Annotated in this window: 8 protein-coding genes and 1 pseudogene; 3 read left to right on the top strand and 6 right to left on the bottom strand. The window is 40.0% G+C overall.

Annotated elements, in window-relative coordinates; translation table 11 throughout:
- The 3 genes from ACN0TV_RS06550 to ACN0TV_RS06560 form a co-directional block, all read right to left on the bottom strand.
- The gene (locus ACN0TV_RS06550) at positions 1-1,878 is read right to left on the bottom strand and encodes a right-handed parallel beta-helix repeat-containing protein (protein ID WP_417361302.1); all 1,878 of its coding nucleotides are present in this window, start codon (positions 1,876-1,878) and stop codon (positions 1-3) included.
- Positions 1,879-1,989: 111 nt separating this feature from the next.
- The gene (locus tag ACN0TV_RS06555; protein WP_417361304.1) at positions 1,990-4,821 is read right to left on the bottom strand and encodes a glycoside hydrolase family 2 TIM barrel-domain containing protein; all 2,832 of its coding nucleotides are present in this window, start codon (positions 4,819-4,821) and stop codon (positions 1,990-1,992) included.
- Between the two features lie 56 nt (positions 4,822-4,877).
- Positions 4,878-6,482 carry a glycoside hydrolase family 28 protein gene (locus ACN0TV_RS06560; RefSeq protein ID WP_417361306.1) on the bottom strand — a complete coding sequence of 535 codons (1,605 nt, stop codon included), beginning with the start codon at positions 6,480-6,482 and terminating at the stop codon, positions 4,878-4,880.
- Between the two features lie 244 nt (positions 6,483-6,726).
- Here ACN0TV_RS06560 and ACN0TV_RS06565 point away from each other — a divergent pair.
- The 3 genes and pseudogenes from ACN0TV_RS06565 to ACN0TV_RS06575 form a co-directional block, all read left to right on the top strand.
- Positions 6,727-7,590: pseudogene (locus ACN0TV_RS06565) on the top strand (AAA family ATPase); the annotation flags it as partial.
- A 206-nt stretch (positions 7,591-7,796) separates the two neighbouring features.
- A complete protein-coding gene (locus ACN0TV_RS06570) occupies positions 7,797-10,550 on the top strand; it encodes a glycoside hydrolase family 78 protein (protein WP_417361308.1) in 2,754 nt (917 codons plus the stop codon).
- A 47-nt stretch (positions 10,551-10,597) separates the two neighbouring features.
- Positions 10,598-11,803, top strand: coding sequence for a sialidase family protein (locus tag ACN0TV_RS06575; RefSeq protein WP_417361313.1), 1,206 nt, complete (start codon positions 10,598-10,600; stop codon positions 11,801-11,803).
- 266 nt (positions 11,804-12,069) lie between these two features.
- On the opposite strand, the gene ACN0TV_RS06580 is transcribed toward ACN0TV_RS06575, so the two are convergent.
- The 3 genes from ACN0TV_RS06580 to ACN0TV_RS06590 form a co-directional block, all read right to left on the bottom strand.
- The gene (locus tag ACN0TV_RS06580) at positions 12,070-13,221 is read right to left on the bottom strand and encodes a family 16 glycosylhydrolase (RefSeq protein ID WP_417361315.1); all 1,152 of its coding nucleotides are present in this window, start codon (positions 13,219-13,221) and stop codon (positions 12,070-12,072) included.
- Between the two features lie 96 nt (positions 13,222-13,317).
- On the bottom strand, positions 13,318-14,982 hold the full coding sequence (locus ACN0TV_RS06585) for a hypothetical protein (protein ID WP_417361317.1): 1,665 nt from the start codon (positions 14,980-14,982) through the stop codon (positions 13,318-13,320).
- 37 nt (positions 14,983-15,019) lie between these two features.
- The gene (locus ACN0TV_RS06590) at positions 15,020-16,633 is read right to left on the bottom strand and encodes a RagB/SusD family nutrient uptake outer membrane protein (protein WP_417361319.1); all 1,614 of its coding nucleotides are present in this window, start codon (positions 16,631-16,633) and stop codon (positions 15,020-15,022) included.
- Positions 16,634-16,635: the final 2 nt, after the last annotated feature.

Below are 16,635 nucleotides of genomic sequence, written 5' to 3' on the forward strand. Positions count from 1 at the left end.
TTAAAACTTAATATTTTGAAATTCAGGTTGTAAACCGGCTTTTTTCTTTATCTCTTTAGATACTTTGGGACCGTTATTTTTCCACTCATTTCCGGGACCGGGACTGTTGGAAAAGAATTTATCTCTTTCCGTCCAATTGTTCTCCGCAAGAATGTAAGAGGAGCCTTCATCAAAGTAAATATATTGATGGTGATCAGGCATATGTGCATACGGCGCCTTTTCTAAATCATAAATGGCATTTTCGCTAATCACTGTATTGGGTTGTGCTGACAAGGTATAAATACCCCCAACATCGTACATCTGTTTGGCAAAGCGATGAATGCGATTGGCATAAATACGATTGTTCTTTGCTATAGAAATCGTTTTTGTCCAACTCCAACCGACACAGATTCCACTATAATTCACATCAAAGACCTCATTATGAGATATATTAATATCATGAGCAACGCCTATACTAATGCCTACACAACCCCAATCCTCATTGGTTGCATCCTCAATATAATTGTTTTCGATATCCAAATGATGTACGACCTCCCTTTCATCAGTTGGAACATAAGGAAGGTGTGCCTCAAAATCAGGGCTACCGAAAAAACCTGCCTGAATAGCAGTCCCGCCTATATCGTTAAAAACGTTTCCGATAATCTTACTATTTGACACCCCGACAATATAATCAAGTCCGGTGGCTGCCATATGTTTAAATTCACAACGCTCAAATTTTATGTCCTCGGCATTGGAAACCTCGACTGCGGCAGGCTGTCTTTCAACCCAAGCCTGATTCTCCAGACTCGCCTTATCCTCAGTACCCGGCTGTTGAAGTTTATACGCATCCACCAATGACCAGCCCGCCTGTAAAGGAACATGTCCCTTTTCAGAAGGACGCATCCAGGTACTGTGCTGAAAGCTTATATTTTTAAAATAAACATTAGATACCTTTACACTGCTGTTTCCCTTTATTTCCACAAGAGTTTCAAGAGAAGGAACCACCAATTTAGAACTGTTGATCTGCTGTTTAGATTTGGGATAATAATACAGCTTGGAGGCCTTGTAATCCACATACCACTCTCCAGGCTGATCCAAAAGTTCAGCCGCTCCCATAAAGTAAAAGGCAGAGTTTCCATTATACTCCTTTTTATCGTCGATAAAAGGTGCCGGCCAAGGATGTTCAAATTCAATTTTACTTTCAGGTTGGTGAAAACGCACTGCCGTACGATCTCCTTTTACCTCTAATGACTTTACGCGAAGATTCGCAATAGCCCACCACTGATGGATGACAAACTCCAGGTCCTCCACATTTGAAAAATCCCATTTTGGCGTTGGAATCCAAAGAATTTCATTCTCATTGTCTACAGACAAAATCCGGTCTAATTCTTCTTCTCCAAGATTGGTGGCTCTTTTGGCTTTTTCTCCATCCACCCAAAGCTGCCTAAAATCAAGCGTACGTCCCCCTGTTTTAGGCATATCTGTAACCCACAACTCTCGACTGATGGATTCAGGAATCCCTGGAACCTGAGCAGTGTTAGGCTTCCAGTTACTAAGCTCCACACCTGAAGACAAAACAGCATTTGACTCGCTTTCAGATCTTATAATTGTTGGAGATCCTGGAGTTCCAGAGTCCTCACTCCGAATTAAAATAGGTTCATACAACTGATATACCCCAGCCTTTAGGATGATTTCCACAGGTTCATTTGGTGCTATCTTATGCAACCTTCGTAAATTCCTTACCTTACGCAAAGCAGTGGCAAGGGTAGCTACCGGTTGATCTTTAGTTCCGGAGTTTAAATCATTTCCACTGGTGGAAACATAAATTTCATGTGCATTTACAGATAAGCAACATAACAACGCCACGAGCGCGATACAATATTTAGATTTAAAAAACATAGGTGATACCAATGGTTTATGAAAATTTAATTTTAAAATAGAGTCCAATAATAGGAAGAACCTAAGTGAACCCTATCCTTTACTTACATGAATATACATTGCAAAACACTTTTACCAACCAGATGAAAAGTTGAAATACAAGGTCATTTTTTTACTTCTGAGTTTCCAATTGTCAAAGGTCCCATAATCGAAGAAAATGTTCTTTTGACCCGAAGGACCTAGGCGTTCAGGCTGATTGGTTTTACTTCCTATGGCTGGAATGGCTTGCATAAATGAAATATCCTGAAATGGAAAAGGTGGCGAAGTACGCTCCTCATAAACATTTTGCGCATATTCGGGGGTGAAAAGTCTCAAAAAAACATCTTGAGTTTCAGTAGCCACCACAAAAGACTGAGATTTGGAATTAATTTTTGCCCAGTACAGATTGGCATGATAGCCTTTAAACTCAGGATACACCATAGGAGACACCCCAGTAACGGTATTGTTATATGCCTTTTGATGCACATTAAAGTTAGTGCCGTGCATCCGGTTCTTCCATACGCGATAAGGTCCCTCACCTAGCCATTCAATGCCTTCCACCAGTTCTTCAGGATATGAAAAATCCACACCCATATAATCAAAATCAACATCATAGTGTTCGGGCTTATAATACACCTCTAGCTTTACCCATCCTGAAGGATAAAAAACCCAGCTAAACTCTTTCATACGAGATTTTTCCTCAAAAGAGGATCGAATCACAAGGCTATCTCCAAATTGTTCCGTATGCAACGATTTAAAATCGACCACACCGGCACTCAAGTGAGGGCCATTGTTAAAAGGAATTTCTCCGTTTTTATTTTCGACTTTCTTTAGTTGTCCATCCTGTTTTCCGATCACAAAGGTGAACTCCCCGGAATTAACCGTTATTTCTTTGGAACTTTCTTTCCATTTCACCTTAGCCAATCCGGTAGCATCCGTAGGATTAAGACTAGAAACAACATCCTTAGGCGTTTTAATAGGCCAACTCCAGGTAAATAGTTCTCTACCATGTTTATCAGTAGCATTCACATATAAAACCTCATAATCTAACCAGTCTGATGGAAGCTCCAACGAAAGCTTGCCTTTTTGTCCTGGCGCTACATCAGGAGCAGCAATCGTACCGCGAAGTTGTTTTGATAAACCCTTATTATTCGGTAAGGGTAGTTTCTTCAACGTCCAACTAAAACTAAGTTCCTTGAGATTAGTATATAAATAACGATTTTCCAAAGGCAATTTCCCGTCAAAACTACTAGTTAGATATAGATTCTGAAAACGTACAGGAGCCCAGAGTTCTTTAATGGTGTAAAAACTTGCCTCCTTTTGATGGAAAGGACCCAGAATACCATCCGCAGCCGAACCGTTATAGGTATCGATCTCTCCAGTATCCGTTCGCTCTATACCCTCATCAGCAAAGACCCATAAAAATCCTCCGGCTGCTCTGGGGTTATCCCATATGAGCTCCCAATAATCGTTTAAACCTGCACCGGATCCCCCATCGTACAAACCGTGTAAGAATTCAGTAGGAAAAACAACCTCACGTCCATTCCAGTATGTACCCACTCCATAATTATAAGGTCTGTAATGTTCATTAGCCATACCATTAAAATGCTGCCAGGGGTGAATAACGTCCCTTTTTTGAATATCAAAATGCTGAAATAAAGCATCAAGATCCGTATTGTGTCCACCCTCATTACCATTATTCCAAAACACAATGGAAGGGTGGTTTACATCTCTATTAACCATCGCCTCTACCAATCTGCTACCTGTAGGCGTATCATAAGAACCATGCCAGCCTGCAAGTTCATTCAACACAAACAAGCCTAGAGAATCTGCAACATCCAAAAAATGCGTATTTGGTGGATAATGCGACATACGCACCGCATTCATATTCATATCTTTTATCAGATTCACATCTGCTATACTTCGCTTTTTACTGGAGGCTCTGCCGGTGGTTGGCCAAAAGGTATGTCGGTTTACGCCCTTAAATTTAATTTTAACCCCATTGACATAAATGCCATCACCTTTTCGCAACGCTACGGTTCTAAATCCAAATTTTTCGTCAAATTCATGAACGGCTTCCCCATCAATGCGCAAATTAAAGACAATGGAATAACGATTAGGATCCTCGGGGTTCCAGGTTTTTATTCCTTTGAATTGCTGCTGCAGTATAAGCGAAGTCGATTTAGATGATATATCCGCTGAAAACTCCGGACCGACAGCCTTATGTGCTGCGTCGAAAACCTGCGCAACTACTTCCCCTTTTTTTATAGAACCATCTAAAAAAACTTGAGCAGTCAGCATTCCATCCGCCTTGGCATCAATAGCCACTCGCTCAATATTTTTGACAGGTTTTACGCTCAGGTATACTGGTCTAAATATCCCGCCGAAAATCCAAAAATCCCCTTTGCGCTCAGCGGTATTCACAGATTCGTTTTCAGAATGTTTTGCCACACGAACCTCCAGCAAATTCTCAGAATCGTCGAAGTTTAAAAGCTTGCTGATATCGTATTTAAATCGATAAAAGGCCCCCTGATGAATTGCTCCTGCAAGCTTACCGTTTATTTTTACCTGGGTATCCGTCATAGAGCCCTCAAAAACAATCTCCACCTTTTTATCCTTCCAATCCTTTGGGACGCTGAAACTATGTTTGTAGAAGCCCACCTCTTTTCCCCTATCCTTCTCATCGGTATGTCCGTAACTATACGTACCAAACCCGAATTGCTCCCAATTCGAGGGTACCGGAATTTGAGCCCATTTTCCGGAATTTCTTCCATTGGATACTTTAAAGTCCCACTCGACAGTATGATCACTTCCGGTTCCTGATAAATAGAGTGTTTCTGTTTCTTGACCAAGCAAGTGATTACACCCTGTAATAACAAGTATTATTGCAGATATAAAGAGTTTAATTTGAAAAGAAAGCCCCATTTATAATTGATTTATTATAAGATTTGATTTATTTTTTTAGTCAGTAAAACTAGACATTAGTCTTGTTTAATCACATTGGGAGAATTTTCAAACTCAATACCTTTTGTCAAATCTCCCTGTTTATTCACAATTAAAGTATCTCCAGGCACATAAAAAATAACATCATTGAATTTTATATTACGAGCATCTAAGAAATTCATTAACGAATCCGAGCTCCGCACCCTGATATGTTTAAACTCTATGCCATTAGCATCATTAATTGTCAACAGCTTATCACTTTCCAAAACCCTAATATGATCCATCTTTACATTTTCCACGGGTGATTCCGGAATTCCGTATATTTTAACAAAAGTTTCCGCTTTTTCAACCAATATATCTTCCATAAAGATGTTTTTAAACTGCGGGGTTAAAGGATTTACAGGTCTTGGAGGCATTCGCTCTGCCAATTCTCCAACATACAACGGTTGCCCTAACATATCCCACTTAAAAGCTGTTCCGTGCAGATTCATCCGCAGGCGCTTGTAATATAGATTCTCACCTCCGCCACCTCTGGGTCGGCGTGTTTTAAAACGTACACCTACACCGGTATTATCAAAGACACAATCGTGAATGTACATATTTCGAACCATTCCGGCAGTTTCACTGCCCACAGTAACAGCACCATGCCCTTGTTTGGCTAGACAATAACGAATTACAACATTTTCCGTAGGTTTATTTACTCTTAATCCATCCTCACCTCTACCGGCTTTCATGGTAAAACAATCATCCCCATTATTTAAAGTAGAATACTCGATCAACACATTTTTTGAAGATTCGATATCAATACCATCTCCCCTAGGAATTCCGACAGAGTTCACGGTAACCCCACGGATAATAACCCCATCACAATACACAGGAACGATATTCCAAAATGCAGTCCGCTCCAGCGTCACTCCTTCAATATAAACATTGGTACAGCTGGTCGGTGAGATCATCATGGGAAGAAAAATAGAAGAACCATTGTACCCTTCATAAATTCTTTCAGACACCGGTTTATCGATGGGAACAAATTTTTCTGTAACATCTTCAGTCATCATTTGCGCTCTTACCGATCCCTCATCAGGGCCATAGATAGTTCCAGAACCAGTTACCGCAATATTATCCTGTTTGTAGGCGTAAATACAAGCTCCAAGAGACATTACCTCGACGCCCTCATGTCTTGTAAATACAGCGGGGCGATAATCCTCCAATTCTCCGCTGAAATAAAGTTCCGCACCAGATTCCAAATGAAGATTCACATTAGATTTTAAAGAAATTCGACCACTTTTCCATTTCCCTTTAGGAATAACAACCATACCACCACCCTGATCACTGACCGAATCAATCAAAGATTGAATAATCTGAGTAACTTTAGTATCTTCAATAGCGCCATGATCGGCGATGGATACCCGAAGGTCAGGAAATACAGGCTTTTTAAATTCGGGCATATCAAAAGGAGCATCCACCGGAGCGATTTCATCAGGTAAATGCGCAGCACCTACTTGGTCCTTAGTCAGTAGACTGTCCAGTGGAAAGTGATTTAAACTTTCCGTCAACGTTTTATTGTTTTTCACAGCTGTATTACAGCTGTGAAAAACAAAGGCCGTAACACAAAAAAGTAGTAGTTTTAATTTAAAAGTCATGATCTCAAAGTTAATATAGGGGCAATATCCAATTATTTTTTTAGCCCGCTATCCTGTAGGTACCCAAGTGACTTCACGAAACATCATAAAAAAACACAATTCGCACTCTTACAGTGCAAAATATGGTTAAAATTGCACTATCACAATGCAAAAAATCAATAGAAACGCACTCAAATAGTGCATTTTTATTTACCACGGTGGTAAATTATTAGTAATTGATGAAATTCATTAATATAAGGAATGGTCTAGGGAATTAAAACTCCTCTATGATTACCATAAAGATTTGAAAGTTATTTTCACAGGTTCTTCTGTTCTCGACATCAAAAAAGGTGTGGCAGATTTGAGCCGAAGAGCCGTAATTTATTCCATGCAAGGCTTGTCATTTCGCGAGTACTTAAAACTATTTCATAAAATTGATTCCAAAACCTATTCTTCAGAAGAGATATTAGTACACAAAGTAGCCATCCCAGAATTAAAAAAACCACTTCCTCTTTTTAAAAAATATTTAAAACAGGGGTACTATCCTTTCGTATTGGAAGGGGATTTTCAGATTCGATTAAATCAAATCATTAATCATACTTTCGAAGTGGATATTCCAATATATGCCAAAATGAATGCTTCAACTAGTAGAAAATTAAAACAATTATTAGCCATCATTTCCAATGGAGTTCCTTTTAAACCCAACTTTAGCAAAATTGCCAAAATGTTATCCGCTAGTCGAAATAACATATCCGACTATTGCTATTACATAGAACAAGCAGGAATGATCGCTCAATTAAGAAGTGATACAGCAGGTATCCGAGGACTGGGGAAAGTCGATAAAATTTATCTAGACAATTCAAATCTGATTTACCAATTATCCGAGGGAGAACCGAACATTGGCAATATAAGAGAAACCTTTTTCTTAAATCAATTACGTGTGAAATATACCGTTTTGACCTCCAAAAGTTCTGATTTTTCGGTCCATGGAACAACCTTTGAACTTGGCGGTAAAAATAAAGGTCATCAACAACTTAAATCTGTTGAAAATAGCTATGTGGTTAAAGATGATATTGAACGTGGCTTTTTAAATGTCATTCCTTTATGGCATTTTGGATTAACCTACTAAACATACATATCGCCTCCTCTTTTTAAAACATCCAAAGCTCGAAATTGTCACATCAATCATCGTTCATCTTAACTTGATGCGCATTGTTTAGTTGTTCGCACTCCCATCCATTACATAGGACACACAAGGATAGGTCTTTTGGGTTATTTCAGTATTCTTGTGTTGGAAATTAGATAAATCCATCTAAAGATTAATGTTTACAAACTATGAAATTAAGGATTCTACTCTTTAGCCTGGCGTTGTTTAGCTCTATACCTTGTTTTTCCTTTGAAGGTGAAAGCGGTATAAGAATATACGACCTTCGCACTGAAATGCTGAATAATCCGGAAGGCATCAACGCTTTAAATCCACGACTAAGTTGGAAAATTGCAGGAGAAAGTCGTGGACTCCATCAAATCGCCTATCGCATACTGGTCGCTTCATCAGCCGAAAAACTAGCCTCAGATACCGCTGATCTTTGGGATTCAGGGAAACAAAACTCCTCAGAGACAAATGGTATACAATACCGCGGAAAAAACCTCCAGAGCAGCCAAGATGTTTATTGGAAAGTAAAAGTTTGGACAAGCAATAGTGAAGATACTTGGAGTACCGCATCGCATTGGAGCATGGGATTACTATATTTTAAAGACTGGAAAGGGCGATGGATCGGTATGGATTCGCTTACACCCAGCGATCGTGATGAAAAATTCTCAAAACTGTCAGCACGATATTTCAGAAAAACCTACCAACTCCCAAAACAGATCAAACGTGCAAAAGCCTATATCATTGGCCTAGGACTATATGAACTCTACATCAATGGAGAAAAAATAGGTGACCATGTATTAGCGCCTGCTCCAACCGACTATTCTAAAAACATACTCTACAATACCTTTGATGTTACCGATGCCCTTCATACCGGGGAGAATACCATAGGAACTATCCTTGGCAACGGAAGGTATTATACCATGCGACAAGATTATAAACCTTATAAGATAAAAGATTTTGGCTACCCAAAAATGCTACTTAATGTATTGGTAGAATACACAGACGGAAGCTCAGAGGTACTTCGAACAGACAACAGCTGGAAAATGACAGCTGAGGGTCCCATCCGCTCCAATAATGAATACGATGGGGAACATTATGACGCCAGAAAAGAAATGCCGGGATGGTCCACTCCAACTTTCGATGACAGCAGCTGGACAAACGCCCTATATGTATTAGCGCCCTCGGGAAACATTGAGGCTCAGATGACTGAATATATGAAGGTTGTAGAAACCATCAAACCTATTTCCATAACTCCGCTTAAACCGGACACCTACATCTTGGATATGGGTCAAAACATGGTCGGTTGGTTAAAATTAAAAGTAAAAGGTTCAAAAGGAGATCAGATAAAGCTTCGTTTTGCAGAGGTCTTAAACAAAGACGGCAGTCTGAACGTTGACAACCTAAGAGACGCAAAATCTACAGATGTCTATATTCTTAAGGGAGGAGAAGAAGAAACCTGGGAACCTTCATTCATTTATCACGGGTTTCGCTATGTGGAGATTAGCGGATTCCCAAATACTCCTACACTTGAAAATTTCAAAGGAAGGGTAGTCAATGATGCCTTGGAAGAATCAGGCACTTTTGAGACCTCAAATCCAATTATAAATCAGGTCTATAAAAACGCCTATTGGGGAATACGGGGAAACTATAAGGGCATGCCTATAGATTGCCCACAGCGCAACGAAAGACAGCCTTGGTTGGGAGACAGACCCACCAGTGCCTATGGAGAAAGTTTCATATTTGACAATCAAAAATTATACAGTAAATGGCTGGATGATATCCGATATTCACAAAAAAGCGACGGCGCCATTGCGGATGTGGCTCCGGCCTTTTGGATGTATTATAGTGATAATATGACCTGGCCCGGAACCTACCTTATGATTGCGGATATGATCCATCGACAATTTGGAACTGTGGCTCCAATTCAGGACCATTATCCTCATATGAAAAAATGGCTGGTATATATGAGAGAAAGATACATGGACGAAAATTATATACTTACCAAGGACAGTTATGGTGACTGGGTAGCACCCCCGGCTACAATTGAAGAAGGAAGAGGAATGACCGGAAATGTTAAACATCCCAGCAAAATCATCTCCACCGCCTATCATTATTACTTCCTACAACTGATGAGTAAATTTGCGGCTTTAACTGAAAATCACAACGATATTTCTGAATACCAACAACTCGCCCTTAAAGTAAAAAAAGCCTTTAACCAGCATTATTTTAATAAGGATAAAAACAGTTACGGAAGCCTTACTGAAAATATTCTTGCAATTGAATTTGACCTGGTTCCCGAACCCAAAAAAACGGAAGTGTTTAACCGCATTATCCATCAAATAACAAAAGAAAATAATGGGCACCTCAACACAGGTGTTATAGGTACCCAATGGATTATGCGATGTCTCACTGAAAATGGCCGTGCAGACCTTGCCTATACCCTAGCCACAAGCACGAGTTACCCAAGTTGGGGGTACATGGTGGAAAACGGTGCCACAACCATATGGGAACTGTGGAACGGCAACACCGCAGCACCTAATATGAACTCCTACAATCACGTAATGCTTCTAGGAGATCTTATCATTTGGTATTATGAAAACCTAGCAGGAATCAAATCAAAAAAACCAGGATTTAAAGAAATTCAGATGAATCCCATAATGGTGAATGAGCTTAATTATGTCAATGCCAGCTATAACTCCATCCATGGTCCAATAGTAAGTCGTTGGAAGAAAAACAATAAAAAATTCATATGGGAGATTCGTATTCCTCCAAACACTTCTGCTGAGGTCTATTTCCCGACAAAAGACCTCAAAAACATCAAAGAGAACGGAAAACCTATAGCTAAAATAGATGGTATAGAACTTAAAGAAGTTAAGGGTAATCGCGTTCACCTAAAACTCGTTTCCGGAAATTATATATTGAGTTCCGAATTATAAAAGTAACACGCAAATAAATAGTTAAGATAATCCAATACACAATTACAATGAAAACGTTTAAAAAACTTAGTCTCATCGCCGGCATGCTCATACCCGCAGCAGCAATCATATCGTGTGAGACCACTAAAAAATCCGAAAAACAAACTCAGGAGCAACAAGATACAAAGGAACTTCAAAATCCAAAAAAACACCGAGATGGTATTGTATTAGAAGAATTTGTATACAACACTGCAGATTTTCCGTCAGCCCATTCTGCAACTATGCTGGAACTTGAGAACGGTGATCTCCTATGTAGCTTTTTCGGAGGCACCAAAGAACGACATCCAGACGTGGAAATCAAACTTTCACGGAAAAAGCCAGGAGGAGCATGGAGTGCTCCACGAAGCATAGCAGATGGCGTACAAAAGGATGGAGAACGCTTACCTACATGGAATCCCGTGCTGTTCCAAAACTCAAAAGACACCCTTACTTTATATTATAAAATAGGGCCAAGTCCGAGCACCTGGTGGGGAATGCAAAAAACTTCCACCGATGGAGGACACACATGGAGCCAAGCACAGCGATTGGATAAAAACGTCATAGGCCCGGTTAAAAACAAACCAATAACCCTTGAAGATGGTACCATACTTTCCGGATCGAGTACTGAAGATAGTGGATGGAAAGTCCATATTGAACGCAGCACTGACGCCGGAAAAACATGGAACATTATAGGTCCTCTAAACGATGCTGAAACCATAGGCGCTATTCAACCTACCTTATTAACCTATACAGACGGAAGTATTCAAATGTTATGCCGAACCCGAACAGAAGTAGAATACATTAGTGAAACCTGGTCAAAAGACAAGGGTAAAACCTGGTCAAAAATGAGCTTGACAGAGCTTCCGAATAATAATTCAGGCCTCGATGCAGTTACACTTAAAGATGGTCGACAGTTATTAATCTACAATCATTCAACCAGAAAACAAAAAGGAATGGGACACAAGGGAAGAGGGGTATTAAATCTATCCGTAAGCGAAGACGGAAAAAATTGGGAAGCAGCCCTAGTCATAGATTACTTGGACGAACCAGGAAAACAATTTTCATATCCGGCCATTATTCAAACAACAGACGGATTGGTACACATCGCATATACCTGGCATAGAAAACGCATAAAGCATGTGGTGGTAGATCCAGAAAAGCTTACTACTTACCCTATCGTTGACGGTAAGTGGCCAACTGACAAAATTCCATTAATCACTTCTACAGAAAAATAAGAACTTTTGAAATAAATTAAATCGGGCAGGATAACAATTCTCAATATATCCAATCCGGTGCTTCTTACCATAAATCTAAAGATCTCAAGGTTGTTGGCTATCAATATGTGACTACCCACACAATAAAACGATGTGCGGGTAGTTCACCATAACCAAATTCATAACTCCCAAAAGTTAAAAGAAGCGGAAATGTCTATACTTCGATATTAGAAATTGGATACAGGATTATAGCAGATGCCAAAACCCAGTATCCAATTTTTAAATAATTACTGGTAAATCCTTACATAATCTATCTCAAAGGTACCTTCTGAAAAATCTTCCGGCACTTCCCCACCCAAGTTGCCGCCAATGGCAATATTAAGTAAAAGATAATGCTCATGATTAAAAGGTCTATTAGAGCCATTGATAAATTCATAAACCAGGGTATCATCCACATAGGTTTTAAGGCTTTCGCCATCCCATTCTAAAGCATAGATATGGTATTCTGTCGAAGCATTTACTATAGGGGTCTCTCCTCCCTCGTCATTATATTCCTTGGTGTTAAGATCACCCCAATGAAAATGTGAAATTGTTGAATTTTTATCCCAACCGGTTTGTTCCATTATATCGATCTCACCACACAGTGGCCAACCTACACTACCATACTTATCACCAAAGTAATTCCCTACCTCATTTGAATTTGCACCTAAAGTCCAGATTGCTGGCCAAGCACCGGCAGTACTTGGAAGTTTCGCACGCACCTCTATCTTACCGTAAGTAAAGGCAATTTTAGAATTCAAACGTGCAGAAGTATAGGCTTTGGTTGAACCCTGATATGTATATTGTTCCTTAAATGCTTTAATCTTAAGAGAACCATCACTTACAAAAGAGTTTTCAGCCCTATCGGTATAGTGTTGAAGTTCTCCATTATGCCAACTCCCATTATCAGGTGGGATGATTTGGTGATGCCACTTTTCGGTATCGGGACGTCCTTCATACTCAAACTCATCAGCGAATATTAAGGTTGTAAATTTCTCATCGCTTTTAAAGACCTCTACATTTGTGGTCTTGGTGATAAATTTCCCATTTGCGGAATAAGCCCATGCAGCTATATTATGGGAACGGGTACCAATTTCACTAAACTGGTGTTCTAAAGTTCCGCTTTGGCTTTCTATCAGGTCACCACTATCAATCCTAAAAGCATATTTAGTGGCATTATTTGCTCTTGCAGTTATGGTGACTTTTCCAGAGCCATCTCCTAAAGCATTAGCATCATTGGCGCCAAGAATAGCGACTTCAAGTACCAAGTCAGATGGCAGCTCATCGGTTTGAGAATCCCCAGAACTGCAAGCTAAGGAGAAGACCAGGGTCAAAAGGGATATACTGAATATACTCATTTTAAAAATTTGATAAATAGGTGAATTATTCTTTTTTTTCATCGTTATAAATTTTAGAATTAAGCTCTCCCCCTTTTGGAAGAGAGCTTAAGCTTTTCTAAACTAATATTCCATAGTATTCAAGGAACCTAATCTTACCTATTGCTTGTAAAAATATATATTATCTACCAACAAAGTCATAGTTCCAGCTGGTTGGCCTGAATAGATCAACTGGGCGATATTTGCTCTTGTGCTTAGGTTCGTAAAGTCGCTGAGTGGAATATCAAGAGAAATCCAAGTATTCTGTTCTGGGCTTTCTATGGTTATTTCATGTTCCACATCATCTCCGCCATCATAGGCTCCATTGGCCCCAAAATCAACAAGTTTTATCCTGATCTGCGTTGCATCTCCTGTCCAGACATCTGTATGGAAATGAGTCATCTCTGTGGCATCAATTTGATTTGTTACCGTTTCTATGCCTACAAAATTTAAATCACTGTATTTTTTGACTGCATTGCCATCTATGTCTATATCTTCTAAAGTGGCTGCAGACCAGTCCGTTCTCCAGGTATCTACACTAACATTGGTGTAGGCATCACTGAATAGTGAGATTACATCCGCTGCTGCAAGTGTCGGTGTTGCAGCCGGAGCTGTTGGTCCTGTTGCGGGGGGTGCATGAAAATAAATGTTGTCCAGATAAATCGTTCCATTACCATCAAGCTTCAACTGAATAATATCCTTCAAATCTACCACTTCTGAGAATTCACTCAGTGGAATATCAAGGCTCACCCATTGTCCTGTTGTGACAGCAAAGCTATAAGGCGTTTCAGCAGGACCGGTGCTTATTAGTGATAAATTAATTGTGGAGGAGTCCGCTGTCCAGTAGTCCACATGTAACATAGTCATTGCTGAAACATCAATACTTGAAGCTAAAGCTACTCCTTGATAATTTAGATTTGCCAATTTAAGGGTGTTATCTCCCGCTACGAGTTCCTGTGTAACTTGTGTTGATTGTCCCCAATTTGGATTAAAATCCGTTCCTTCCACATTGGTATAGGCATCACTGAAAATTGAAATCACTTGGGCGCCGTCAGCAGTTGGTGTTGGCGCAGCACTAGTTGGAGCATCAGAATCTCCCGGTTCTTCGGCTGCTCCTTCAGCCAATGTAATATCATCAAAATAGTAAGTAGATGGAGCCTCCTTCGTACCATTAAAACCAAAGAACAGAACAATCCGATCGAATTTATCCGTATCACTTGGTGAGAAAGCAAAAGAAAGTTCCTCCCATTGATTTGCAACCGTTGTAGTTGCCTGAACTTCTTTAGCTATTGATCCATCAGCAGAATTTTCAAATTTCAAAAGGACGATTTGATCAGCAGCAGGAGCATACACTTTTACCTTAATGGTCTGTAAGGCAGTAAAATCAACTTTAGCTGCCAAATCATAAAAGAAACCAGCCCAAGGCTCTACCCCTTCAGTTTGGCTATACGCAACCACATAGGCCGAAGTATTGCTTCCGGAAGGATCCGGATTCGCTACAAACTCATGGGTAAAGGAACCATCCTTTTCTCCGAAAAAAGTAGGCTCTGCTCCCTTGCATTCGAAATCGATGCCATCACTTAAAAGTGGTACATAAATCTCGAATTCACATGGAGCCCCTGGTTCCGGCTCAGGTGCGGGAGTTGGGGGAACATAGGCTGATGGAGGTGGCATATCATCTATAGTATCACAGGACCCTACACTTACAAGGATCCCAAAGAGCAACAGCAGCGATAAAATTGCTTTGCTTTGGTTTGGTATATAATTGTTTTTATGGATGTTCATTTTTTTTTTGAATTTAAGTTAATCCTGAGTTATTCCCTTAGTTATACCCTTCATTTTGAGGATAGTTTGGACCTAAAAGATCCATCTGTTGCTGAGGGATAGGCCAGTTTTTCATGTACTCTCTCAAGAGCTCTTTAGGGTTCCCTTCAGGATAAGACTCATTCATATTATCATTATTCATATGATCCAATAAGAATTCATATAGCTTACCTGTTCTTTTCAAGGTAAACCAACGCTGCCCTTCAAAGGCTAATTCCCGAGCTCTTTCATCCAAAACTGCCTGTAGATCGATTGTGTTAACAGGGTCTGTATTTGCTCTCTCCCTAACCTGGTTGAGATATTCTAAAGCTTTAGTGGTGTTGTTTAACATCATATGAGCCTCAGCACCGATAAGATAGGTTTCTGCCAATCTATAAATCATGATATTCTTGAAATGATTTCTATCTGTGGGCTCCACATTCTCATCAAAGAATTTTAATACTCCCGGGTTTTGTCTTCTGTAATAGAGCATAAACTCATTTTGGTCCGTTGGGTGGTTCTCGTATAAGTCTAGAGGATCTCCTAATTCCTTTCCTGGAGGAAGCGCCGTTGGATCATTATAGGCATATTCGAATACATAATAGGTGCCATTTTTTCTATTGTCATCCGGATCTTCGTTTAGAAGGTCGATCACATACTGGTTTAACGACATAAATCCAGCACCTGCACCTCCATTTTCTACAGACTGTATCATTCCAGGAGCATCCGAATAACCGGCAACCACATTCCAACTCATAATATGAGGACTACCTCCTCCAATGGTCTCTTTCATGAAATTGACGGTGAAAAGTGATTCAGAATTATCTAAACTTCCTGCGAACACTTGTTCTGTCGGTACCAGTGAATGATATCCACTGTTGATCACAGCATCAGTCTGAGCTGCAGCTTCTGCCCAGTCATTTTCCCACATGGCTACTTTAGCTCTGAGATGTCTTGCAGCTCCTTGCCCCCATCGTCCAAACTGTTCAGGCGTATAATCTAAGTGTTGAATTGCGAAGTCCAGATCAGATCGTAAAAGTGCAAAAATCTCTTCTGGCGAAGATTTATCCTGAGGCACATCAAAGGCATTCTCCGGTGTTGTTGGCTCAGTGGTAATATAGATATTATTGAAAAGGCGATAAAGTGAGAAAAAGGCATGTGCCCTCATGGTCTTGGCCTCTGCCAAGATTTGATCCCTTCTATCTTGGCCAATGTCAGTCAAGTTTTCAGCACTCTTAATAATAGCATTAGTTCTATCGGCTAAGCGGTAATAATGTACCCAATGCGCGTTAATTCCCGATGTGGTTCCATAATCTCCTAAGCTAGCTCCCCAAAGTAATCTACTGTACAGGGAAACTTCACCGGTAATCCCGACACCCAAATCACTCTTTGCTTGAAGAATTAGCGGGTATGTTCCGTTGAGACTTTGATCCTGGTAGATATTTCTATTAAGGGAATACAAGCCAACTACTGCTGATTCCAATCCCTCAGCTGTGGAGTATAGAAAATCAACAGAGGTGTCTGAATGCAAACTATCCTCCAAAAAATCCTTCTCACATGAGGTGAATAAAACAAGGGACAGCAGTACTGCAAAAACCCCTTTTGATGATACTATATAATGTTTGTTTTTCATGA

It is taken from the genome of Galbibacter sp., assembly GCF_048266365.1.
Lineage (GTDB): Bacteria > Bacteroidota > Bacteroidia > Flavobacteriales > Flavobacteriaceae > Galbibacter.